Here is a 24,311-nt window from a genome sequence, read left to right as displayed (position 1 = left end):
GAAATCCTTGTGACCATACTTCCGCGCCATCACACTTGCCCAGCAGTCGGCAGAAATCCGATCGCCGCCGACAAGCGCCGCACTGATACAATGGTTGAGCTCCGGAAAGCGACGAAAGGAAGGCGTATGTCCAAGAAAACGCGCAAGAAATCCTCCAAGACCACAGCCAAATCGTCTCCGGCCAAATCGTCTCGGGCCACGGCAGTCCGCAGTAAGGCCGTCGCATCGGTCAAGCCGCCCGCGGCAAAGGCCCGCACGGCGGTCGCAAAGAAATCCAGCAAAGCGGCCAAAGCCGCATCCACCAAACCGTCCCACAAGGCTGCATCGAAATCGTTAAAATCCGCGGCGTCGGCTGCGACCAAATCGACCACTCTGCTTGAGGGTGCCAAGGCGCCCGACTTCCGCCTGCCCCGCGACGGAGGAAGTGAGGTCTCACTCACCGACTTCGCCGGCAAGAAGCTGGTGCTGTTCTTCTACCCGCGCGCGGATACGCCCGGCTGCACCAAGGAGGCGATCGATTTCACCCGACTGAAGGATGCGTTTGCCGAGAGCGGCACCGAGATCCTCGGCGTCTCCGGGGACACCGTGAAGGCGCAGGAATCGTTCAGGAACAAGCATCAGCTCGCCATTCCCTTGGGCTCGGATGAGCAGCACGAGATGCTGGAGGCCTATGGGGCCTGGGGCGAGAAATCCATGTATGGCAGGACTTTCCTTGGGATTCTTCGCACCACGGTTCTGCTCGGCGCCGACGGCCGGATCGCCAGGATCTGGCGCAATGTGCGGGTCGACGGCCATGCCGACGAGGTCCTGGCCGCCGCGAGGTCGGTCTGATCCAACAGGCTCCGTTTCCAGAAAATTAACCATGACCGGCTCAAATCGCTCCCGAACTGAGGCCGTACGGAACTTGATCCGACCGGCGCGGGAGTGCCGATGTCCTATCGTTCCGGTCACCATTTCGACCATCACCAGCAGCACCATCATCCACGAGAGCACGGGCGGACCTCCCCTCGCCGCCCTGCCCCCCATGCCGCGGCGTCAGCAGCCGCGCAGCCCGCGAACGACTACACCCTCGTCCATGCCGGCAAGCAGGTCCGCATTGGCCCGGTCCTGTTCTGGGCTGCGGTCGGCTCGGTAGTCCTGCTCGGCATATGGTCGGCCGCAACCGCGACCTATTTTGCGTTTCGCGACGACGTCCTGACCCGGCTGCTCGCCCGCCAGGCCGAGATGCAATTTTCCTATGAGGACCGGATCGCGGAATTGCGCGCCAAGGTCGACCGCACCACCAGCCGGCAGCTGCTGGACCAGGAGCAGTTTGATCAGAAGCTCGAGCAGATCATGCGCCGGCAGACGGCGCTCGAAGCCCGCGCCACCGCGCTGGGCTCGATGCCGGATGTCGCAACAACCGGCTCGATCCGGCCGCCCGCGCGCAATGCCGCGCCGGAAACGACCGCGACGCCAAAGCCCTCGCCGATCAGCGACACCGTGATCTTCGTGGCGCCACCGGATCGTGAGGCGCGGTTGGAATCCCGCGCCCCGATCAAAACGGCGCCGCCGGTAAACCAGTTCGCCAAGCTCCAGGGTTTTGACAATGTCCTGGTCCGCCTCCAGACCTCGCTCGACCAGGTCGAGCGACGCCAGATGGCAGCGCTAAGCTCGGCCGAGGAGACGATGGAATCGCGCGTGCGCCGGATGCGCGGCGTGATCACCGACCTCGGTCTCAACATGTCACAACTCGAAGCCGCCACCCCGCGCTCGGCGATCGGCGGTCCCTTCGTGCCCGTCAAGCTCCCCGCCGACGCCGGTCCGTTCGAGCGACAACTCAACCGCATCAACATCACCCGCGCGCAGATGCAGCGCTTGAACGCCACGCTGACGCTGGTGCCCTACCGCAAGCCCGTGATCGGTGAAGTCGAGTTCACCTCAGGCTTCGGCGTCCGTACCGATCCATTCCTCGGCCGTCCGGCGATGCATACCGGCCTCGATTTCCGCGCCGCGATGGGCGATCCCGTCCGCGCCACCGCCAATGGCAAGGTGGTGTCATCGGGCTGGGCCGGTGGTTACGGCCGCATGGTCGAGGTCGATCACGGCAACGGCCTTTCCACCCGCTACGGCCACCTGTCCGAGATCAACGTCAAGGTCGGCGAAACCGTCAAGATCGGCCAGGTGATCGGCGCCGTCGGCTCGACCGGCCGTTCGACCGGCCCGCATCTCCACTACGAGACACGCATCGACGGTGACGCAGTCGACCCGCAAAAATTCCTGCGCGCCGGCGTGCGCCTGAGTGCGGGCTAGGCAGCCGCTCGCTCCGACCCGCTCGCCATTGCGAAAGCGGCAGAACGGGAAATCTAATCTCTGGCGATACTCCATCGTCATGCCCGGGCTGGCGGGGACTCCAGCGGCGGCATCTCGGTTCAAGCCGCCTCAACGAAACAGCATTGTTGTGCGCTGGCAAGTGTGATTGATGCATCGGCAATCGCACTGACAGAGGCGCTGGACTTGGAACCGACCACGCGAATTGGTCCGCGACATCGCAGGCTCGCCGCCGCAGGCTTTCGCGCCGCGCGGTGGCTGGCGGCGAAGACGATGGGAGCGGCTGGCTTCCATCAGCTCGGCTCCAACTTTGCGAACGCGCGGATCACAGCCGTGCGCGACAAGCTCGCACGCGGTGAGACCGCTTATCTTGCGGGCTTAGGTGCTCCCGGCACGCACAATTCAGGCATCGCGCTCGTCGAAGTGACGCAGCGGGACGGTCCGCGCCTGATCGTCAACAACGAAGAAGAACGGTTTTCCGGCAACAAGCACACTACGGAGTATCCGCAAGAATCGATCGACGCGGTTGTCGCGACGTTACGCAGCACGGGACGCGACGTCGGCGCGATCGACGCCTGGCTGACAAGCTGGGACTATCCGACGCTCGCCGGCACGCTGGCGCGTTCGGTGCTGGAAGAATTGCCGCAAAGCCTGAAACTGCTCCGCACCACGCAGGCCGCCGGTTTCGACAGCCGCCGCCTCGAGCAGATGACGCGGATGCCGAAGATCATCGCGCGCCAGCTCAAGCTTGCCGAGCGCGTGCCTTTGATTTGCCTGCCACACCATGACAACCATGCCTGGTTCTCCTTTGCAGCTTCTCCCTTCAGGGACGACAGCGAGTCGGTCGCCATCGCCGTACTCGACGGCACCGGCGATCTCGGCTCGGTCTCGCTTTATGTCGTCGAGAAAGGCGCGATGCGCCGGCTCTACTGCAACGAGAGCATGTTCGATTCACTCGGCGCGTTCTACAGCGTGATCTCCTCGACCCAGGGCGGCTGGACCTGGCTGTCCAGCGAGGGGCGCTACATGGGCGCAGCCGCCTGGGGCGACATGAGCCGATCGGGCAATCCCTATTATCGGCGGCTCCGCAAGGTGCTGCATCTCAGCGCGGACGGCGAAGTCTGGCTCAATCGCGCGATGGCGAACTGGTACTGCGACCCGTTCGATAATCCCTACAAGGCCGCGTTGACCGAGATTCTTGGCGAACCGCTCAAGCCGGATCAACTCTGGAATCCCGACGCGATGCTGCGCGTCGAGGATATCAAGCACCGTCCCGACACGCAGGATCGCCTCGACAAGGCCGCCGCGACGCAGCTCGTGTTCGAGGACGCAATGATTCATGTCGTGGATCACCTGTTGCGGGTGACCGGTGCCCGTCGGCTGGTGCTGACCGGCGGCGTCGCGCTCAACGCCGTCGGCAACATGCGGCTGATCGAGCATTTCGATGAGAGCTGGTTTGCCAATGCGCAGGGCCGGCGCGCGCAATTGCATCTGTGGGTGCCGCCGGTGCCCGGCGATCCCGGCGTCACCATCGGCGCCGCCTGGCTGTTCGCCCATCTCGCCGGTGCTCCGCGCGGCGCGCCGATGACGCATGCGTTCTACTGCGGCACACCGCCGGCTTCTGACGAGATCATCGCTGCGCTGAAGGCGGACGACATCGCCTCAGAGCGGATCGGCGACATTTCGACTCCCGAGGGACGCGACGCCGTCGCCGACCTGATGGCATCAATGGTGGCGCAGAACGGCGTCATCGCGATCTATCAGGGCGCGGCCGAGACCGGGCCACGCGCGCTCGGCCATCGTTCGATCCTCGCCAATCCCTGCGATCCCGCCACGCGCGAACGCCTGAACGAACGCGTCAAATATCGCGAGGCGATCCGACCCTTGGCGCCGATGGCGACGCTGGAGGCGGCGCAGTACTATTTCGAACTGCTGCCCGGCGCTTCCGACGACGGCTACAACGCCTATAACTATATGGTGCTGACCGCCCGCTCGAAGCCGCACGCGCGCGACAAGATCCCGGCAGTCATCCACGCCGACGGCACCGGGCGCATCCAGATCGTGCGCGAGCAGGACGATCCCCTCACCTACGCCTATCTCAAGGCGCTGGGCCGCCGCATCGGCGTCGAGCTGTCGGTCAACACGTCGTTCAATGTCGCAGGCCCGATCGCGCAGACGCCAAGCCAGGCCATCGAGACGCTGCGCCGCTCCAAGGGACTGGACGCGGTGATCATGGTCGCAGGCGATGGGACCGTGTACGCCGTGTGGCACGGCGGCGAGCGCGACAGCGGCCGGTTCACACAATGGTTCTCGGAATGGAAGAGCGCGCAGCCGGTTGCGTGACCGAGCCGCGCGCTCCTTTAATCGACGTCCTCGATCGCGCCAGCGGTCGTGCCGAATGCCTTTTGCGCCAAGGTGGCCGCCATGAACTCATCGAGGTCACCGTCGAGCACGCCTGCGGTATCGGAGGTCTGCACGCCCGTGCGCAGGTCCTTCACCATCTGGTAGGGTTGCAGCACGTAGGAGCGGATCTGGTGGCCCCAGCCGATATCGGTCTTGGCGGCTTGATCGGCGGCGGCCTGCTCCTCGCGCTTCTTCAATTCGATCTCGTAGAGCCGGGCGCGCAGCATGTCCCACGCCTGCGCGCGGTTCTTGTGCTGGGAGCGGCCGGCCTGGCAGACCACGGCGATCCCGGTCGGGATATGGGTCAGACGCACCGCGGATTCGGTCTTGTTGACGTGCTGGCCGCCGGCGCCGCCGGAGCGCATGGTGTCGGTGCGCACATCCGACTCCTTGATGTCGATCTTGATGCTGTCGTCGACAACCGGAAAGATCGTCACGCTCGAGAACGAGGTATGCCGGCGCGCGTTGGAATCGAATGGCGAGATTCGGACCAGCCGGTGCACGCCGGCCTCCGTCTTCAGCCAGCCATACGCGTTATGGCCGCTGATCTGGATGGTGGCGGACTTGATGCCCGCTTCTTCGCCCTGGGATTCCTCAAGATACTCGACCTTGAAGCCATGGTTCTCCGCCCAGCGCGTGTACATCCGCAGCAGCATCTGCGCCCAGTCCTGGCTCTCGGTGCCGCCGGCGCCGGCATGGACTTCGAGATAGGAGTCGAACTTGTCGGCCTCGCCTGACAGCAGCGCCTCCAGCTCGCGCCGGGCGACTTCCTTCTTGAGGTCCTTGAGCGCCTTCTCGGCTTCCGCGACGACGCCCTCATCGTTCTCGGCCTCGCCGAGCTCGATCATGCCGACATTGTCCTCGAGCTCACGCTCGACCTTGCTGATGCCGGACAGCGCATCCTCCAGCGAGGTGCGCTCCTGCATCAGCTTCTGGGCTTTCTGGGGATCGTTCCAGAGATCGGGATCTTCGGCGAGCTTGTTCAGCTCGGCCAGCCGTGCCGTCGATTTCTCGACGTCAAAGATGCCTCCTCAGCAGCCCGACTGACTGCTTGATCTCTTCAACTAGGCGTTCGACTTCCGCGCGCATGGTCTTTCTGGTCTGAATTATGAATGTCTTGTGAGGGATGTAGCGGCCGAAGCGCGGAAGCGCAATCGGCCGCGGGCCTGTTTCCCGATGATTTGGATCCTCAAGGCGCTAATACAATCCGCCGGGACGCATGATCGCGCCCGCGTCGGGCGCAACGGCCGGCGGCAGCCGGCCCTCGGCATCGGCCACGCCGATGGCGGAGTAGCTATCCGGCGGCGCCGTGCCCGGCTTGAAGGCTTCCAGGATGGTGCGTCCACCCTCGCCCGGGCCAGCGCGCATGCCGCTCTTGGAATCGACGCGCACGAGCTTGATGCCGGCCGGGATCTTGAACGGCGTCGCCGGCTTCTCCGCCAGCGCTAGCTTCAGGAAATCGCGTGCGACCGGCGCGGCCAACGCGCCACCGGTGGCTTTACGACCGAGATTGCGCGGCTTGTCGTAGCCCAGATAGACGCCAACCACGAGATCCGGCGAGAAGCCGATGAACCAGACGTCCTTCTCGTCGTTGGTGGTGCCGGTCTTGCCGGCGATCGGCTTGCCGACCTCCTTCACCGCCGTGGCGGTTCCGTACTGGACCACGCCTTCCATCATCGAGGTGATCTGGTAGGCCGTCATCGGATCGAGCACCTGCTCGCGTCGGTCCACGAGCTGCGGTTCGGGCTGGTTCTTCCAGCCTCCAGGTACGTCACAGCCGCGGCATTCGCGCTGGTCGTGCCGGTAGATGGTGTGCCCGTAACGGTCCTGGATGCGATCGATCAGCGTCGGCTTCACGCGGCGGCCGCCATTGGCGAACATCGAATAGGCGGTGACCATCCGCATCACCGTGGTCTCGCCAGCGCCGAGCGCGTAGGAGAGATAGTTCGGCAATTCGTCATAGACACCGAAACGCTTGGCGTATTCACCGATCAGAGGCATGCCGATGTCCTGCGCCAGCCGCACCGTGACGGTGTTCAGCGAGCGCGCCAGCGCATTGCGCAGCGTGGTCGGACCGTAATACTTGCCGGTCGAATAGTTCTCCGGACGCCAGACACCGGCGCCCTGCCCCTGGTCGATTTCAATCGGCGCATCGACCACCACTGTGGACGGCGTGTAGCCATTATCCAGCGCCGTCGAATACACGATCGGCTTGAACGACGATCCCGGCTGCCGATAGGCCTGGGTGGCGCGGTTGAACTGGCTCTGGTCGAACGAGAAGCCGCCGACCATGGCCAGCACGCGGCCGGTCCAGGGATCCATCGCGACCATGGCACCGGAGATTTCCGGCAATTGCCGCAGCCGGTACTGGCCTTCGATCGCCGTGCCCTCCTTGGTCACCAGGGGATCGGCATAGATGACGTCACCGGGCGCGAGCACCTGCGACACCGCCGTTGGCGACCGCCCGCGCGCCGCGCCGGACGTGGGCCTTGCCCAACGCACGCCATCGAGCGTGATAAGGCCGGTCTGCCGCTGCTTGCTGACGGCGCCGCCGAGTTCGCGGCCGGGCTGGAATCCGATGCGCGCCGACTGGTCACTGGTTTCGAGCACGACCGCCATTCGCCATGGCGAGATGTCCGAGAGCGATTTGACGTCGGCGAGTTTCACGCCCCAGTCGCCGGAAACATCGAGCTTGGTGATCGGGCCCCTCCAGCCCTGCCCTTCGTCGTAGTTGACGAGGCCGGCGGCCATGGTCTTGCGCGCCATCACCTGGATCTTCGGATCGAGCGTGGTGCGCACCGACAAGCCGCCCTCGTAAAGCTTCTTCTCGCCGTAGCGCTCGAAGATGTCGCGGCGGACTTCCTCGGCAAAATATTCGCCAGCGAAGGTATGTGAGCCGTTGCTGCGGTTGGTGACGACCAGTTGCTCCTTGCGCGCCTTGTCGGCGTCGGCTTGCTTGATCCAGCCATTTTCGAGCAGGCGGTCAATCACGTAATTGCGGCGCTCGATCGCGCGGTCGCGGTTGCGCACCGGATGCAGCGCCGCCGGCGCCTTCGGCAGCGAGGCGAGATAGGCGGCTTCGGCGACGGTCAGTTCATTCACCGACTTGTCGAAATAAACCAGCGAAGCGGCGGCGATGCCATAGGCACCAAGGCCGAGATAGATTTCGTTCAGATAGAGCTCGAGGATACGATCCTTGGAGTAAGCGCGCTCGATGCGCATCGCGAGCAGCGCTTCCTTGATCTTGCGCGCGAACGAGACCTCGTTGGTGAGCAGGAAGTTCTTGGCGACCTGCTGGGTGATCGTCGACGCACCCTGCGGCCGGCGGCCCGAGCCATAGTTCTGCGCGTACAGGATCGCCGCGCGCGCCATGCCGGAGAAGTCGATGCCGCCGTGCTCGTAGAAATTCTTGTCTTCAGCCGCGAGGAACGCGTTGATGACCAGCTTGGGCACCGCCTGGATCGGCAGATAGAGCCGCCGCTCCTTCGAATATTCGCCGAGCAGCGAGCCGTCGGACGCATGCACGCGCGTCATTACCGGCGGCTCATAGTCCTGAAGCTGCGAATAATCCGGCAGGTCCTTGGAGAAATGCCAGATCGCGCCCGCGACGCCGGCCACGCCAACCAGGAACACGACGGTCCCCGCGGCGAACAAGAAACCCATGAACCGCACGAGCAAGCGCATTATCGAAGTTCCGTTCCAACCCTATTGCGCCGGACCAGCCGGCGACACTTCCTCGTTGCGAATGCTCCCGGCCCTAACAGCCTGCCGGTGCTTGAGGCGAACAATACAGCGCTCCGCGGACAAAATCGGCCGATTCCACGAGGCCCCCGACAACGTCCTATACCGTTGCCGCTGTGGCCAAACTAGGGCCTCCCGGTTCCGAGCGGCGCCTTTTCTAGTCCCGGCACTGTCACTTGTCCGGCGTGGCCGTCGCGAGTCGCTTGGCAAAAAAGGCGTCAATGGCCTGCAGCATCGATCCCACCGCCTTGTTGCGCCAGTTCTCCGATACCAGGTGTTCGAGGTCGCCCTTGTTGGAGACATAGCCGAGTTCGACCAGGACCGAGGGCACGTCGGGCGCCTTCAGGACCCGAAAGCCCGCCGATTTCAGCGGGTGCTTGTGCATCCGCGCGGTCGTCTTCATCTCGGACACCAACAGCCGTGCAAAACGGTTGGAGAATGTCTTGGTCTCGCGGCGGGCGAGATCAATCAGGATATCGGCGACCTCGGTCGGCTCATCGGACAGGTTCACGCCGGCGATGGCGTCCGCCTTGTTCTCGGCTTCCGCCAGCCGCTCCGCTTCGGCGTCCGAGGCCTTGTCCGACAGCGTATAGATGGTCGCGCCCTGTGCGTCGCCTTCCCGGCGCGGCAGCGCATCCGCATGGATCGAGACGAACAGCGCCGCCGATTGGCTGCGGGCGATTTTGACCCGGTCGTTCAGCGGGATGAACGTGTCATCGGTGCGGGTCATGACGACCCGGTATTTGCCCGACTTCTCGATCCGGTCGCGCAATGCGAGCCCGAAGCCGAGCACGAGGGTCTTTTCCAACTCGCCGTTCGACTGGGTGCCGTTGTCGATGCCGCCATGGCCGGGATCGATCACGATCAGGGGTCGCGAATCCGCCGGCTCGCCTGGCTTTGCATTGGGCGTTCCCTCGGCCGGCATCGCCGCCTTGGCTTCCGCAATGGTCGGCTTCAGCTCCGGCCGGTCGTCCGGCGCAAGCTGCTGGGTGAACGCGTTGCGGTCAACCTGCTCCAGTTCCAGAACCAGGCGCGGCGGCTGGCCGTTGGCCGCGTCCAGCACGTAGGAATTGGCGATCTTCGCTGGCCCCATGAGGTCGAAGACGATTCGCGACCCGCCCGGCATCACCAGCCCGTAGCGGAATGCCTTCACCAGCCCGCGCCCGGAATTTCCGGTTCCGGCGGGGAGCTGGAACGTCACCTGGGGAATATCCACGACCACCCGGTAGGGATCGGCGAGTGTGAAGGCGCGGAACTGAATCTTCTTGTCGAGGTCGACAATGAACCGGGTCTGCTTGGCGTCTCCGGCAAGCCGGGCTTCAGAAACGACAGGAAAATCGCTGCCGGCAGAGGGACTTGGCGGCGTTGCTTCAGCTGCCCTGGAAACAGTAATCGGGCCGCACGCCAACGCTGCGGCGCAAAATAGCCCGCACCCCAGCAAAACCCATCGATTTGCGCCGTCCGCCACGATTCGGCGCCCTCCGAGCCGTCGTCATACCGCATTAGACCCACAGGGTTAACGAGACCCTAATACCGCACGGGCGAAATGGTTCGACTGTTGCCTCGCCGCGACGCTCCCTTGCGTGCAGCGACCAATCCACGTATGTACGGAGTGCTGACGGCTAATACTCCCAGTTGTGTCGCGTTCAGCCTCCCGGTGCAGCGGTGGAACCTTCGAGCCTGAAGGCGCCAGCGTTTTTCCCGGTCCCTCCCCAGCCAGCGCTGCGCGCGGCTGACATGGAGTGGCGGTTTGAGCCCGAGCGGCGTCCAGCCCCAGACACATTCTGTGTGGCATGGGGCGAGACACGGCAGAACTGATTATTCGGCCCCAGAGCATGATCCGGAAAACTGGACACCAGTTTTCCGAAAGGTTCATGGTCAAAGAAGGGGCCCAATATGCGATTGGCCGGCGAGCGCTTTGGCGCCGCGCCGGGCCTTCAGCGAAAGATGCGGCGGTATTGTTTGCCGCCAGAATATGTTCAGACGGGCCAACCGCTTGATGCGCCAGACTGTGTTGCCGACCAACACCCCCGAGACGATCGCGACCACGCGAGGCGAAAGCTCCGCACGTCGGTTTGTTCCGGTCGGGCCGGGCTTCGCACGGCGCTCCGATTTGCGTTTTGGCCTTCCCCTCACCCCCGAATCAGGTGGACCGTCGCGTCACCGGGCGGCGCAATCTGCGCGCGCCATGCTACGCGCCCGCCGCCTTCAAGAGCTCCAGAATGCCCAACAAGATGTTGATCGATGCCACCCACCCGGAAGAGACCCGGGTCGTCGTGGTCCGCGGCAATCGCGTCGAAGAATTTGATTTCGAGACTGCCCAACGCAAGCAACTGCGCGGCAATATTTACCTCGCCAAGGTGACGCGCGTAGAGCCGTCGCTGCAGGCGGCGTTCATCGAGTATGGCGGCAACCGCCATGGCTTCCTTGCGTTCAGCGAAATCCATCCAGACTATTACCAGATCCCGGTCGCCGACCGTCAGGCGCTGATCGAGGCCGAAGAACGCGCCCATCGCGAGGCCGAGGAGGAGAGCGAAAGCCGGCCTCACCGCCGCCGCTCCCGGCACCGCAATGCCCGCCGCCGCGGTCATGGCGAGCGCGTTCAGAGCGAGGTCGTCGAGGGTGCCGAGCCGCTCGATCCGCAGGCCGATGAGGATCACGCGCTTCATGCGGAAGCCGAGCAGCACGAGCTCGGCGCCGATGCGCATGAGCACGAAGCACACGAGCATGCTGACGAGCACGACCGTCATGACGAGCACGATCATGATGGGCACGAGCACGGCGAACACGAACATGCCCGTGACGACCGTCATGCTCATGACGACCATGATCATGCGCCTGCTCTGAGCGAAACCGCTGCAGCGGAAGTGCAAGCCGACCCGGTTGTCGCCGCGGTCGAGGCATCGGCCGCCGCTGCCGCTCCGGATGTCGGGGCCGAGATCGAGGTTAACCACGAGCCCGAGCGCGCCCGTGAGGAGCAGGTCGAGGAAAACGCCGCCCACGCCGAGGATGCGCAACCGACCGCGGAGCCCGGCGCGGAGCATCCAGCGTCCGATGCGCATGCCCCCGCGGAACTCGTCGCGGAGGCTGCGCCGCATGACGAGCATGGCGCCGAGCCGCTCGGCGACGAAGCGCATGACGATGAGGACGACGAGGAAGGCGAAGACGGCGAAGAAGAAGAAGAAGAGGAAGTCGTCGAATCCGTTGGCGGCGACGACGTGCTCGAGGAGGTGCCGGAGCGCCCCTTCCGCCCGCGACGCCAGTACAAGATCCAGGAAGTCATCAAGCGCCGGCAGGTGATGCTGGTGCAGGTCGTCAAGGAAGAACGCGGCAACAAGGGCGCGGCGCTAACCACGTATCTTTCGCTCGCCGGCCGTTATGCGGTGCTGATGCCGAACACCGCGCGCGGCGGAGGCATCAGCCGCAAGATCACCTCGGCCCAGGATCGCTCGCGGCTCAAGGAAGTGGTGCAGGATCTCGACGTGCCCGAGGGTATGGGCATCATCCTGCGCACGGCCGGGGCCTCGCGTTCGAAGCAGGAGATCAAGCGCGATTTCGAATATCTGATCCGCATGTGGGAAACCGTGCGCGACCTGACCCTGAAGTCGCAGGCCCCCACCCTCGTCTACGAGGAAGGCTCGCTGATCAAGCGCTCGCTGCGCGACCTCTACAACAAGGAGATCGACGAGATCATGGTGGCGGGCGAAGCCGGCTACCGCGAAGCGCGCGATTTCATGAAGATGCTGATGCCGGAGAATGTCCGCGCGGTGAAGCAGTACCGCGACGGCCAGCCTTTGTTCTCTCGGATGGGCGTCGAAAGCCAGCTCGACGCGATGTTCTCCCCGACTGTGCAGCTACGCTCTGGCGGCTACATTGTCATCAACCAGACCGAGGCGCTGGTCTCGATCGACGTCAACTCCGGCCGCGCCACGCGCGAGCATCACATCGAGGACACCGCGCTCAAGACCAATCTCGAGGCGGCGGAGGAAGTCGCGCGACAGCTCCGCCTGCGCGACCTCGCGGGCCTGATCGTCATCGACTTCATCGACATGGACGAGAAGCGCAACAACCGCGCGGTCGAGCGCAAGCTCTCCGATTGCTTGCGGCAGGACCGCGCACGCATCCAGGTCGGGCGCATCTCGCATTTCGGCCTGCTCGAGATGTCGCGCCAGCGCATCCGCGCCAGCGTGCTTGAGAGCTCGACCGAGCCCTGCCCGCATTGCGGCGGCTCCGGGCATGTCCGCTCGGTCTCGTCGGTGGCGCTGCAGCTCCTGCGCGGCATCGAGGAAATCCTGATGAAGGGCGCGACTCACAATCTCGTGGTGCGCACCCGCACGGACGTCGCGCTCTACGTCCTCAACCACAAGCGCGGCCATCTGCGCGATCTCGAAACCGCCTTCAAGGTCCAGATCTCGGTGGCGGCGGATGCGACCGTGAGCGGCCAGCAGTCCTACATCATCGACCGCGGCGAGCAGGTGCACACGCTGGAAGCCGCCAAGGCGCTGCTCGCGGCGCAGGCCGCGTCCGCGCCGCCTCAGCTCGAAGAGGCCTATGACGACGAGGAACCGTTCGACATCGAGGCGGAGATCGAGACCGAGGAAACGGAAGGCCTGAGCGACGAAACGAGCGCCGGCGAAGAGGCCGACGGTCCGCGCCGAAGGCGGCGCCGGCGGCGTCGCGGCCGCGGTGGCGGCGGCGAAGTCCGCGAGGGCGGTGTGCCGCGCGAGGATGGCGAGGCGTTGCCGCTAGCGCCCGAGACCGACGACGGCATTGCCGCCGAGGAAGTCGAGACCGACGAGGACGAGAGCGAAGAGCAGTCGGCTCGTGGTGAAGGCCAGAACGGCGAACGCCGTCCGCGCCGGCGTGGACGGCGCGGCGGACGCCGCCGCCGTGGCGGCCATGGTGCGGATGAGGGTCTTGCCGCCTCGATTGCCGACGAGCTCGGCCCGCGCGCGGAGCCGGAAGCCGCGGACGCCGTCGCCGATTTCGACGGCAGCTCGCCCGAGCCTGCACAGACATTGGTTCAGCCCGAACCGGTCGCCGAGCCCGAGTTCGAGCTCGAGCCGGCCAAGAGCCCGCCCCCTCAGCCGGAGCCGGTGAGCGTCGCCGCGCCCGAGGCCGAGGAGCCTGCGCAGGAGAATGATCGCGCGATGCGTCGCCGCTCGACCGTGCGCGAGAAAGTGAGCTTCGCCTCGCAGCCCGAGCCCGTGCCCGTCGTGGTGCAAAGCGAATCCGAGCCGATTCCGCCGGCAGAGCCCGCTCCCGCGCCGGTCGCCGAACCTGCGCCTGCGGCCATCGCGGAACCTGCGCCTGCAGCGGCGACCGAGGCTCCGGCGCCCCGCAAGGCCGGCTGGTGGTCGCGCCGCTTTGGTGGCGGGGGCTAGGGCGTTTTCGAGCGAAGCGTGCCCTCGGACTTGATCCGAGGGTGGACACCGGTTCGCATAGCAATCAAGTTTACGCAGATTGCGTAGACTTATCTGCGCAGAAAACGGGTCAAAATTAGAATCTAGAGTTCGGTTCTGATTCCATCAGAACCGAAAAATGCTCTAGCGAACGCCAGCAACGATCAAGCGCGCTCCCGCATCGGCGAGGCGCTTGCACTGCTCGTCAGATGCGCCGAGATCAGTCACCAGCGTCCAGCGCGGCGGCAGCGGCGCCCAGGCCATTTGTTCGGCGCGGCCGAGCTTGCTGGCGTCGGCGAGAACGATGACTTCTTTCGACTGCTGCATCATCAGCGACTTCAGTGCGACCTGCTCGAGATCCGCTTCGCACAGGCCACGGCCATCCACCACGCCGTCGGCGCTCATGACGGCGCGGTCCGCGGTCATGCGGCGCAGCGCCTCGTTGGCGAGCGGCCCCATGGTGCTCATGCTGGTGGTGCGCAGCGCGCCGCCCAGCACCACAAGCTCTATGGTCGGAGCCTTGGCGAGGAAGGGCAGCAGCGCGAGATTGTTGGTGATGATGCGCAGCCGCCGCTGCTGCAGCAGTCGGCCGAAGGCTGCGACCGTCGAGCCGGCATCGAGAATCAGCGTGTCGCCGTCCTCAATCAGATCGATCGCTGCGTGCGCGATCGCCTGCTTCTGTTTGCCCTGAACCGCAAGGCGCTGCTCGAGCGTCGTCTCGTTGGCGTGGGCGGTGAGAATGGCGCCGCCATAGGTGCGGCGCACGGCATTGTTCTTGGAGAGATGCTGCAGGTCGCGCCGCACGGTGGAGGCGGAGACGTCGAAGCGCCGCGCGAGATCGTCGACATCGATCTCTCCCGCGTTCAGTGCCTCCAACAGACGAGCGTGACGCTCCTTGCTGCGCATCGACATCGAACCTCAGCCCACAGATTCATTGCCGTCAGCCGAGCTCGACCGTATCGGCTCCGCGGCACGGCCGATGGATACCACGATGCATCGGCCGCGCAATACAAGCGCTTAACCCACATCGAGCTCCTCATCCTGAGGAGCCCGCGTACCGGGCGTCTCGAACGATAAGGCCCAGCCCCTCAAGCCGCCTTCTTCGGCGCGAGATCGACCGCCTGCCGCAGCGCCTCGATCAGGCTGCGTTCGTCGGCGATGCCCTTGCCCGCGATGTCGAAGGCGGTCCCGTGATCGACCGAGGTGCGGATCACCGGCAGGCCAACAGTGATGTTCACACCGGCTTCCAGCCCCAGCACCTTGATGGGTCCATGGCCCTGATCGTGATACATCGCGACCACCATGTCGTAGTCGCCGCGGCCGGCCAGGAAGAACAGCGTGTCGGCAGGCAGGGGGCCGCGCACGTCCCAGCCCTTGCGCTGACAGGCTTCCACGGCCGGCGTGATCTTGGCGGCTTCCTCGCCGCGACCGAACAACCCGTTCTCGCCGGCATGCGGATTGATGGCGCAGACGCCGATCTTCGGATTGGCGATGCCGGCGCGCACCAGCACGTCATGTCCGCGTGCGATGACACGCTCGACGAGGCCGGGCTCGATCTTCTCGATCGCATCGAGCAGGCCGATATGCGTGGTCACGTGAATGACGCGGAGTTTCGGCGACACCAGCATCATCGACACTTCCGGCGTGCCGGTCAGATGCGCCAGGAGCTCGGTATGGCCGGGATATTTGTGGCCGGCCGCATGCAGCGCTTCCTTGGAGAGCGGCGCGGTGCAGATGCCCTGAGCGAGCCCTGCCTGCACCACCTGCACGGCTTTCTCGATATAGCGATAAGCCGCCTCACCTGCCGTTGCCGAAACCTTGCCGAACGGCAGATCGTCCGGCACCAGCTTCAGGTCAACGCACTGCACCGCCTTCGACGCAAAATTCGCCTCGTTCGCGTCGCTCAACGCATCGACCTCAAGCGAGAGGCCGACGATCTGACCGGCCTTGCGCAAACGGTTGGCATCGCCGATCACCAGCGCATTGCAGATCGCCTGCACCTCCGGCTGCGCCAGCGCCTTCATGATCACCTCGGGCCCGATACCGGCCGGATCTCCCATGGTGATCGCAATGGTCGGACTGGTCATATGAAACTTCCTCTGGTTCGGACGGCGCGAAGGCGCTCGCTGATGCGGATGAGGCTGTGCTCGTCACCGAACGCGCCCGCTTTGGTGGCGATCGGGACGGATAATCGGCCAAGAGTGAGGCCGAGCGACACGCCCGGCTCGATTTCGTCGGCAAGACGGATGCCGTTGACGCCGAAGCGCGACAGCAGCGCCGCGGCAGTTTCGCCACCCGTCGCAGCAAAGGCGCCGATCGCGGGTGCAACGGCCTCCAGGGCCTCGGCGAGACCGTTGGCGAGCTGTGGGCCGAGCGACATGTCGGGATGATCATCCATCATGATCTCAACCAGTGCATCGCCGCCGCAGGCAAGTCGCTTCATCACGTCCGCGGCGAGCGCCGCCCGGCCGGCACCATCGTTGAGCAGCGTCTCCGGCGCGACCGGGAAATGCGCCACGGTGCCGGTCGCCTCCAGCTCGCGCGCGGCAGTGCGAGACGCGCCGGCGAGCGAGCCCACCACGATCAGGGTGCCGGATGCGCTCGTCGGAATGCGCAGCGGCTCGACGACATGGCTGTCTTCGAGGCCGGCCAGCGCATGCGCGAGGCCGGCGCTGCCGATGAAGAAAGTTGCGGGCGATGCATGCAGGCTCGCCTCCGCTATCAAATGCAGATCGTGTTCGGTCTCGGCGTCGCAGGCCGCGACCACATCGCCCTCCCCGGCCAGTCTCGCGAATGTGGCTTTGAGATCGCCACCGCGCACGGCAGCGAGCTTGACCTTCGCACCGCGAATGCCCGCGGTCGCGAGAACGTCGACAAGATCGGCATTCGTATAGGTGTGGTCGCGCCGCCAGACCTCGGCCTCCTCGAGGGGGCGGCCTTTGACCAGGATGCGCCCGTCGATTGTGGCGCGGCCGGTGGCCGGAAAGGCCGGCGCGAACACGCCGAAGGCCGGACCCGACCGCGACTTGAGATGCGCAAGCGCGGCGGCAGTCTCCGCTGCAGGTTGCCCCCGCAGCGTCGAGTCAATTTTCTTGAAAAGAATACGTCCGGGTTCGCAGAGGCGCGCCAGCACATCGGCATGGCGGGCTGCAGCGGCTCCGCCCGAAAGGCCGCGACTCGCTGCATCGTAGGCCAGGACGGACAGCTGGTAACCCGACGCGTCGGTCACCTCACCCCACGTCACCGCAGCCGCACGCCCCCTTCTGCCGAAGGCGATCGCACAATCCGCGGCACCGGTGAGATCGTCAGCGACGATCAGCCAGCTCTGGCATGGCGCATTTTCTTGACGCGAACCGGTATCCACTTCGCTCGAAAACGCTTTAAGGGCCATCTTCAGTGACCTGCCTCAGTGACAGCCGAGCGCACCGCGGGGGTCATGTTGCCGGCAGAAGCCTGGTCCTTTTCTGCAGGCTCCTCGACGTCGCGACCAACAACGCGGGCCGTCCAGGCCGTAACGATAGGCACGAGGATTGCGGTAACCACGACGCATGCCGCGACGAGAATGGTCGCAGGCCGCGCCGCGTCTGCATAGGCCGGATTGGCCGCGGCGACAATCGCCGGGACTGCCGCCGCATTACCGGCTGTCGAGGCCGCCGCAACACCCGCGACACCATTCCCGCCAGTGATGCGATCGGCCAAGAACAGCGGGACGCCGGTCAGAACCACCACGGCCACTCCCATGCCGAGGCCGAGTAGACCGGCGTGCCAGACCTTCGACAGATCGAGGCCGGCGCCGAGCGCGAAGGCGAAGAACGGGATCATCACAGGCACCGCGCGGCTCAGGAAGTCGCGCATCTCGCGATCGAGATTGCCGATGATCATGCCCACCATCAGAGGCAAGATAGCGCCCACGAGGGTCTGCCATGGAAATGCCGAGAGGCCGGCGACGCCCAAGGTGATCATGGTGAGGAAAGGACCGCTCTCCAGCGACATGATGGTATAGGCGCCGACGTCACGCGGACGTCCATATTGACCCATCAACGCCATATAGAGGCCGCCATTGGTGTCGTTCATGGCGGCGACGATCGCGAGAGTCGACACACCCGCGAACATGCCAGCAGCGACCGGCGCTTCTCCCAAAATGCGGCCGAAGATCAGACCGAGGACAACGGCAACGCCAACCTTCACGATCAGCAGGGTGCCGCCCTTCTTCACAATGTAGGGGGTCGCGCGGAAGTCGATGCCCGCGCCCATGCAAACGTAAAACACGGCGAGAATCGTCAGTGCGCCAGAGAACAGCGCGCCGGTGAAGGAGCCGAAGAACTTCGGAGTATCGGGAAAGAAGGTCGCAATAAGCGCCCCAACCAGCAGCGGGACCACCATCATCCCGCCAGGCACCTTTTCGATCGCCCGCTTAATTGGAACCTGCATTTCTGTTTTCTCCCGCGCAAAGCGCTCATCCGATCATTTTGCGCATTTCCGCCAGAGAAACGAGCAAACGGCCGCCGTATATGCTCACATCACGCGACATTCAAGGCTTATTGCGCATTTCGCGCAAAACGGGCTGTTATGATCTTGGACGCAGTGTCGGCGGGCCTGATCTTCGGGCGTGCCATCTACCGCCAGTCCTAGCTAGCTTCCTTCAGAACGATTTGCTCCATGCGGAACGGGGCGCACCATGGAAATGGTGCGCCCCGCTATCGTTGCGTTTGCCGCGCCGAGAAGCTCGCTGGCAGGTCAGTCCGTGGTGATCGCCGTCTCGACGTCGGACGGATCGATCTGCTTGTTCAGGTTGGCGTGCAGCTTCTTGTGGTCGAGCTCGCCCTCCCACCATGAGACGAACACCGCGGCGACGCCGTTGCCGGTGATGTTGGTCAGTGCGCGCACCTCGCTCATGAACTTGTCGATCGAGAACACGATGGCCATGCCCGGCACCAGCGCCGGATTGACCACGCTCAGCGTCGCCGCGAGCGTGATGAAACCCGCCCCGGTGACGCCGCTCGCCCCCTTCGAGGTCAGCATCGCGACGACCAGGATGGTCAATTGCTGGCCGAAGGAGAGATCGACACCAAGTGCCTGCGCGATGAACAGCGTCGCCAGAGTCATGTAGATGTTGGTGCCGTCGAGATTGAAGGAGTAGCCGGTCGGCACCACCAGCCCCACCACCGGCTTGGAGCAGCCGAGCCGCTCCAGCTTTTCCATCAATTGCGGCAGCGCGCTCTCGGACGAGCTGGTGCCAAGCACGATCAACAGCTCATCCTTGATGTAGGCGATGAACTTGAAGATGCTGAAGCCCATCACCCGAGCGATCAGGCCGAGCACGAGCACCACAAAGAGCGCGGCGGTGCCGTAGAACAGCGCGATCAGGCCGATCAGGTTACCGAGCGCCGCAGGACCGAACTTGCCGATGGTGAAGGCCATCGCGCCGAACGCGCCGACAGGCGCCGCTTTCATGACGATGCTGATCACGCCGAATACCGCATGTGCGCTATCGTCGATGATATCGCGCAGCCGCTCGCCGCGTTTGCCCATCGCCATCAGCGCGAAGCCAAAGAGGATCGCGAACAGCAGCACCTGCAGGATGTCGCCGCGCGCGAACGCGCCGAACACGCTGTCGGGGATGATGTTGAGGACGAAATCGACCGACTTCTGAGCGTGCGCTTGATCCGCGTATTTGGTGGCGTTCGCGACGTCCGCCGCCCCGGGTTTTGCTGCGAGCCCATGGCCGATCTGGAACAGGTTGCCCATGATCAGGCCGAGGATCAGCGCAAAGGTGGAGACGATCTCGAAATAGAGCAGCGCCTTGATGCCGACGCGCCCTACCTTGCTGGCGTCCTGGATATGGGAGATGCCCGAGACCACTGTGCAGAAGATGATCGGAGCGATCACCATCTTGATCAGCTTGATGAAGCCGTCGCCGAGCGCCTTGATCCAGTCATTTGTCGCGAGCGCCGGCCACAACCAGCCGACCACGACGCCGAGCACGATCGCGATCAGCACCTGGACATAGAGGATTCGGTACCACGGTTTTGATGTGCTGGCCTCGGCAGGCTCGCTCGTCGCAATCGTTGCCATGGGTCTCACTCCTACTCGAAGATGCGCAAGGTCGATCGGCCGAGCGATGCGGCGATGACCATCTCGGAAAATCAGATTGGCAGCCGCCTCGCCCGAGGCTCGCTTACAGGCGGCGATCGGCGAGCCGCCGTGCGGCCGGCAGCAGCGCGGCCCCGAGCGCGGTCTTGACGAGCGTGCCCGCGATGAACGGCACGATCCCGACCAGCCATGCCTTCTCGGCCCCCAGGCCGACACCGAAGGCGAGCCAGCTAAAACCGGCCGCGAGGATGATGATGTGGCCGAGCGCCATCGCTGCAAACAGCCGGACGACGCTTCGGTCAAAGCCGCGCTCGGCGAGCCAGCCGGCGACGAACGCCGCGGCCACGAAGCCGAACAGATAGCCGGCCGTCGGCCCCATCAGCGGTGCGAGGCCGCCGACCGGTCCGGCAAACACCGGAAAGCCGATCGCGCCTTCCGCCAGATAGGCGATCACGGTCGCAGTTCCGAGCCATGAGCCGTAGGCAGCGCCGATCATCAGCACCACCAGCGTCTGCAGCGTCATCGGCACATAGGGCAGCGGCAGATTGACCTTGGCCGACAGCGTCAGCAGCGCCGTGCCCAGGAATACCAGGACGATCCCGCGCAACAATCCCGAGAAATCACCCGACCGGTTCGGCCACAGCACCGAAGCAAGAGGAAAATGCCTGGCGGCGGCGGAAACAGATACCGATCTGACGGACAAGGCCAACTCCGGGGTGTGACAAACTGGCGCGCTATTTAAGCCAACCAGCGATCCGCGCAACCGCTTCCTGCATCTCCTCTGCGGACCGCGCATAGGAAAAACGGATGAAGGCGCGGCCATGGATCGGGTCGAAATCGACACCCGGCGTCGCCGCGACATGGGCCTTTTCCAACATCTGGCGGGCGAATTCGAAGCTGTCGGACGTAAAGTCCGACACATCGGCATAAAGGTAGAATGCGCCATCCGCGGGCAGGAACTTGGTCAGCCCCGCTTTCGGCAGCCCCTCGATCAGGATACGCCGGTTCTCCTGATAGCCGCGCTTGATCGCTTCCATCTCCTCGCGGCCATCGAAGGCGGCTTCGGCTGCAATCTGCGACAGCGTCGGCACCGAAATCGAGAGGTTCTGCTGCAGCCGCTCGATCGGGCGCACCAGCGGCTCGGGCACGACCATCCAGCCGACCCGCCAACCGGTCATGCAGAAATATTTCGAGAACGAGTTGATCACGAGGGCGTGTGGGGACAATTCGGCTGCAGTCACCGCCGGAAAGGCGTAGTCGAGCCCGTGATAGATCTCGTCCGAGATAAAGCGGATGCCGGCGCTCTCGGCCGCCGCCATCAGGCTTGCAAGAGCCTCGCGCGACATCATCGTGCCGGTCGGATTGGCGGGGCTGCCCACCAGAACGCCTTTGAGCGGCGCCTTGCGATGCGCGTCGAGCAGGGCCTCGCCGGTCAGCGCATGCCGCGTTTCGTTCGTCGTCTCGATCAGCACCGGCTCGCAGCCGAGCGCACTCAGGATATGCCGGTACGGCGGATAGCCGGGCACGGTCACCGCAACGCGATCGCCCGGCTCGAACATTGCGAGAAACGCCAGGATGAAGCCGCCCGACGAGCCCGTCGTGATCACGACGCGCTCGGCATCGACCTCGCATCCATACGTCTCGCGATAATGCCGCGCGATGCGCGCACGCAGCGAGGGAATACCGAGCGCGGAGGTGTAGTCGATGCGTCCATCGTCGAGCGCCGCGTGAGCTGCCGCGATCGCCGCTTTCGGCGCTGGCGCCGCCGGTTGGCCGACCTCCATGTGGATCACATGCCCGCCGGCCGCCTCGATTCGCGCCGCCGCCGCCATCACGTCCATCACCATGAAGGGCGGAACCTCGCTCCTTCCCGAAGCGGTCAAAAGGTGATTCACGCGGTCTCTAAATGTCGCTTCGGGCATGGATATCTGCTATTTGGGCCGGCGTCGCCGGTTTCGGGTTCCGTAACGACCGGTTGCGCCCCAGACTGGCCGCATTCGGCGGTTTGTTAGGGCATATATTGTCCGTGGCCCGCCGCCAATCGCTAAGACCGCTCCATGCTGCTCCGTTTCGCGCTTCGCAAGAAGACCCTGAAATTGACCGCACTCGCCACCGCGATCGCGCTGGCGGTCGCGCCGACGATGGCGCTGGCGCAGGAGAACAAGGGCCCGCCGATCCTTCGCGACACCGAGTCCGAGCAATTGCTGCGCGACTATACGAGGCCGATCCTGCGCGCTGCGGGACTGGAGAAGCAGAACATCCAGATGGTCATCATCAACGATGGCACGTTCAACGCTTTCGTTGCGGACGGCCGGCGTATCTTCGTCAATTACGGCGCGCTCATGCAGTCGGAGACGCCGAACCAGATCATCGGCGTGCTCGCGCACGAGACAGGACATCTTGCCGGCGGCCATCTCGCAAAGCTCCGCGAGCAACTGGCGCAGGCGCAGACCCAGATGATCATCGCCATGCTGCTCGGCGCCGGCGCGATGGTCGCAGGCGCACGCGGTGGCAGCAGCAACGGCCTCGCCAATGCCGGTGCCGCGGCGGTCGCGGCGCCGCAGGAAGTGATCCGCCGAACGCTACTCTCCTATCAGCGCCAGCAGGAAGAGAACGCCGACCGCGCCGGCGTGAAATTCCTGAACGCGACTGGCCAGTCCGCCAAGGGCATGTACGAAACGTTCAAGCGCTTCACCGACGAAAGCCTGTTCGCAGCTCGCGGCGCCGATCCGTATCTGATGTCGCATCCAATGCCCGCTGATCGCGTGGCCGCGCTGGCGGAGATCGCGCGCTCCAGCCCCTATTGGGACAAGAAGGACGATCCCGCGCTGCAAATGCGCCACGACATGGTGCGCGCCAAGATCTCCGCTTTCATGGAGCGGCAGGACACCGTCTATCGCCGCTATCCTTCGTCCAACAACGGCCTGCCCGCCCGCTATGCGCGGGCGATCTCGACCTATCTGCACGGCGATCTCCGCAGTGCGCTGGCCCAAATCGACGGCCTGATTCAGGCGCAGCCCAACAACGCCTATTTCTACGAATTGCGCGGCCAGGCGCTGCTCGAGGGCGGCAGGCCGGCGGAGGCGATCGCGCCATTGCGAAGGGCGGTGCAGCTCTCGGGCAACGCGCCCCTGATCGAGATGCTGCTGGGCCAGGCGCTGGTCGCGACCAGCAACAACGCCTACACCGATGAAGCCATCAACATCCTGCGCGCCGCGGTGGCGCGCGAGAGCGAGGCGCCGATCGGCTATACCCAGCTTGCCATGGCCTATGGCCGCAAGGGCGATTATGCGCAAGCGGACCTCGCTTCTGCCCAGGCCGCCTATCTGCGCGGCGACAGCAAGACCGCGCGCGAGCTGGCCTCGCGTGCCAAGACGCGCTTTGCCATCGGAACCCCCGGCTGGGTCAAGGCTGACGATATTGTGAGCGCTAAGCCGCTGCCGGGTCAGAAAAACAACTAGCCATCAACGTAAATCGTCTACAACGATTGCCAACCGGCACTAAACCCAAGCCGTACAAGGATTTGCCCATGCGCCCGCTCCGTTTTCTCGCTCCCGCCCTGCTCGCCGCAGCGCTCGCTGGCGCCCCGCTGCCCGCATCCGCGCAGGGCTTCTCCGATACGCAACGCAGCGACATCGAGAGCATCGTGCGCAACTACCTGATCACGCATCCCGAGGTGCTCGAGGAGGCGATGACCGAGCTGACCAAGCGCCAGGCCGCGGCCGAGGCCGAGAAGCATCAGGCGAGCATCGCGAAGAATGCGGATGTGATCTTCAACTCGCCGCGCGGCGTGACGCTCGGCAACAAGGACGGCGACGTCACCTTCGTGGAATTCTTCGACTACAACTGCGGCTACTGCAAACGCGCGATGGTCGACATGATCGACCTCATGAAGGCCGATCCCAAGCTGAAAGTCGTGCTGAAGGAATTTCCGGTGCTGAGCCAGGGCTCGGTGGAAGCGGCGCAAGTCGCCGTCGCCGTGCGCATGCAGGATCCGACGGGCAAGAAATATCTCGACTTCCACCAGAAGCTGCTCGGCGGCCGTGGCGCCGCCGACAAGGCACGCGCGATGGCGGTCGCCAAGGAAGTCGGCCTCGACATGGCCAGGCTCGAGAAGGACATGGCGGGCCCGGAAGCGAAAGCGACCATCGAGGAGAACTTCAAGCTCGCGGAAGCCATGGGCATGAACGGCACGCCAAGCTACGTGATCGGCAAGCAGGTCGTGATCGGCGCAGTCGGGCTGGAGAACCTGAAGGAAAAGATCGGCATCGCCCGTTGCGGCAAGGCGACGTGCTGACATCACTGCGAGACAATCTCGGATGCGCAAAGGCCGGCTTCGTAGCCGGCCTTTTTGTTTGAGCG

Annotated in this window: 17 protein-coding genes; 6 read left to right on the top strand and 11 right to left on the bottom strand. The window is 64.7% G+C overall.

What is annotated here, in order from left to right; translation table 11 throughout:
• Window positions 1-126 precede the first annotated feature (126 nt).
• From AC5ZGW_RS31680 to AC5ZGW_RS31670, 3 genes are all read left to right on the top strand, one after another.
• Window positions 127-831, top strand: a complete 705-nt coding sequence (locus AC5ZGW_RS31680; protein ID WP_130227883.1) for a peroxiredoxin — start codon at window positions 127-129, stop codon at window positions 829-831.
• Between the two features lie 99 nt (window positions 832-930).
• A complete protein-coding gene (locus tag AC5ZGW_RS31675) occupies window positions 931-2,292 on the top strand; it encodes a M23 family metallopeptidase (protein ID WP_130227884.1) in 1,362 nt (453 codons plus the stop codon).
• 204 nt (window positions 2,293-2,496) lie between these two features.
• Window positions 2,497-4,653, top strand: coding sequence for a carbamoyltransferase C-terminal domain-containing protein (locus tag AC5ZGW_RS31670; protein ID WP_245474885.1), 2,157 nt, complete (start codon window positions 2,497-2,499; stop codon window positions 4,651-4,653).
• A 17-nt stretch (window positions 4,654-4,670) separates the two neighbouring features.
• On the opposite strand, the gene prfB is transcribed toward AC5ZGW_RS31670, so the two are convergent.
• From prfB to AC5ZGW_RS31650, 4 genes are all read right to left on the bottom strand, one after another.
• Window positions 4,671-5,802, bottom strand: a protein-coding gene (prfB, locus tag AC5ZGW_RS31665) for a peptide chain release factor 2 (RefSeq protein ID WP_130227885.1) whose coding sequence is annotated in 2 segments (ribosomal slippage) — window positions 4,671-5,732 and window positions 5,734-5,802 — 1,131 coding nt in all. Because the reading frame shifts where the segments join, the coding sequence is not laid out codon by codon here.
• Window positions 5,803-5,910: 108 nt separating this feature from the next.
• The gene (locus AC5ZGW_RS31660; RefSeq protein ID WP_130227886.1) at window positions 5,911-8,397 is read right to left on the bottom strand and encodes a penicillin-binding protein 1A; all 2,487 of its coding nucleotides are present in this window, start codon (window positions 8,395-8,397) and stop codon (window positions 5,911-5,913) included.
• A gap of 229 nt (window positions 8,398-8,626) precedes the next feature.
• A complete protein-coding gene (locus tag AC5ZGW_RS31655; RefSeq protein ID WP_130227887.1) occupies window positions 8,627-9,922 on the bottom strand; it encodes an N-acetylmuramoyl-L-alanine amidase in 1,296 nt (431 codons plus the stop codon).
• A gap of 664 nt (window positions 9,923-10,586) precedes the next feature.
• Window positions 10,587-11,288 carry a hypothetical protein gene (locus tag AC5ZGW_RS31650; RefSeq protein WP_283813293.1) on the bottom strand — a complete coding sequence of 234 codons (702 nt, stop codon included), beginning with the start codon at window positions 11,286-11,288 and terminating at the stop codon, window positions 10,587-10,589.
• Window positions 11,289-11,321: 33 nt separating this feature from the next.
• On the opposite strand from AC5ZGW_RS31650, the gene AC5ZGW_RS31645 reads away from it, so the two are divergent.
• Complete coding sequence (locus AC5ZGW_RS31645) at window positions 11,322-13,838, top strand: Rne/Rng family ribonuclease (protein WP_463328049.1); 2,517 nt, start codon at window positions 11,322-11,324, stop codon at window positions 13,836-13,838.
• A gap of 162 nt (window positions 13,839-14,000) precedes the next feature.
• On the opposite strand, the gene AC5ZGW_RS31640 is transcribed toward AC5ZGW_RS31645, so the two are convergent.
• The 7 genes from AC5ZGW_RS31640 to AC5ZGW_RS31610 form a co-directional block, all read right to left on the bottom strand.
• Entirely contained in the window at window positions 14,001-14,768 is a 768-nt protein-coding gene (locus tag AC5ZGW_RS31640) for a DeoR/GlpR family DNA-binding transcription regulator (protein ID WP_130229451.1), read from the bottom strand.
• Window positions 14,769-14,944: 176 nt separating this feature from the next.
• Complete coding sequence (gene pdxA, locus AC5ZGW_RS31635; protein WP_130229452.1) at window positions 14,945-15,943, bottom strand: 4-hydroxythreonine-4-phosphate dehydrogenase PdxA; 999 nt, start codon at window positions 15,941-15,943, stop codon at window positions 14,945-14,947.
• The gene (locus AC5ZGW_RS31630; RefSeq protein ID WP_130229453.1) at window positions 15,940-17,247 is read right to left on the bottom strand and encodes a four-carbon acid sugar kinase family protein; all 1,308 of its coding nucleotides are present in this window, start codon (window positions 17,245-17,247) and stop codon (window positions 15,940-15,942) included. The genes pdxA and AC5ZGW_RS31630 overlap by 4 nt, the downstream gene beginning before the upstream one ends.
• A 2-nt stretch (window positions 17,248-17,249) precedes the next feature.
• Window positions 17,250-18,287 (bottom strand): 2-keto-3-deoxygluconate permease, encoded by a 1,038-nt coding sequence (locus AC5ZGW_RS31625; protein WP_130229454.1) that lies wholly within the window; start codon window positions 18,285-18,287, stop codon window positions 17,250-17,252.
• Between the two features lie 306 nt (window positions 18,288-18,593).
• Complete coding sequence (locus tag AC5ZGW_RS31620; protein WP_130229455.1) at window positions 18,594-19,931, bottom strand: dicarboxylate/amino acid:cation symporter; 1,338 nt, start codon at window positions 19,929-19,931, stop codon at window positions 18,594-18,596.
• A 103-nt stretch (window positions 19,932-20,034) separates the two neighbouring features.
• On the bottom strand, window positions 20,035-20,592 hold the full coding sequence (locus AC5ZGW_RS31615) for a biotin transporter BioY (RefSeq protein WP_130229464.1): 558 nt from the start codon (window positions 20,590-20,592) through the stop codon (window positions 20,035-20,037).
• 91 nt (window positions 20,593-20,683) lie between these two features.
• Window positions 20,684-21,871 (bottom strand): pyridoxal phosphate-dependent aminotransferase, encoded by a 1,188-nt coding sequence (locus tag AC5ZGW_RS31610; protein WP_028164180.1) that lies wholly within the window; start codon window positions 21,869-21,871, stop codon window positions 20,684-20,686.
• A 135-nt stretch (window positions 21,872-22,006) separates the two neighbouring features.
• Here AC5ZGW_RS31610 and AC5ZGW_RS31605 point away from each other — a divergent pair, with 135 nt between their 5' ends.
• Both AC5ZGW_RS31605 and AC5ZGW_RS31600 read left to right on the top strand, forming a co-directional pair.
• Window positions 22,007-23,410 (top strand): M48 family metalloprotease, encoded by a 1,404-nt coding sequence (locus AC5ZGW_RS31605; protein WP_456646155.1) that lies wholly within the window; start codon window positions 22,007-22,009, stop codon window positions 23,408-23,410.
• Between the two features lie 68 nt (window positions 23,411-23,478).
• A complete protein-coding gene (locus AC5ZGW_RS31600) occupies window positions 23,479-24,246 on the top strand; it encodes a DsbA family protein (protein WP_130229456.1) in 768 nt (255 codons plus the stop codon).
• The last annotated feature ends 65 nt before the right edge of the window (window positions 24,247-24,311 follow it).

This window comes from Bradyrhizobium sp. Crot121 (genome assembly GCF_059512385.1).
The sequence above is the reverse complement of the archived record's forward strand: the minus strand, read 5'-3'. Positions and strand labels throughout refer to the sequence as shown.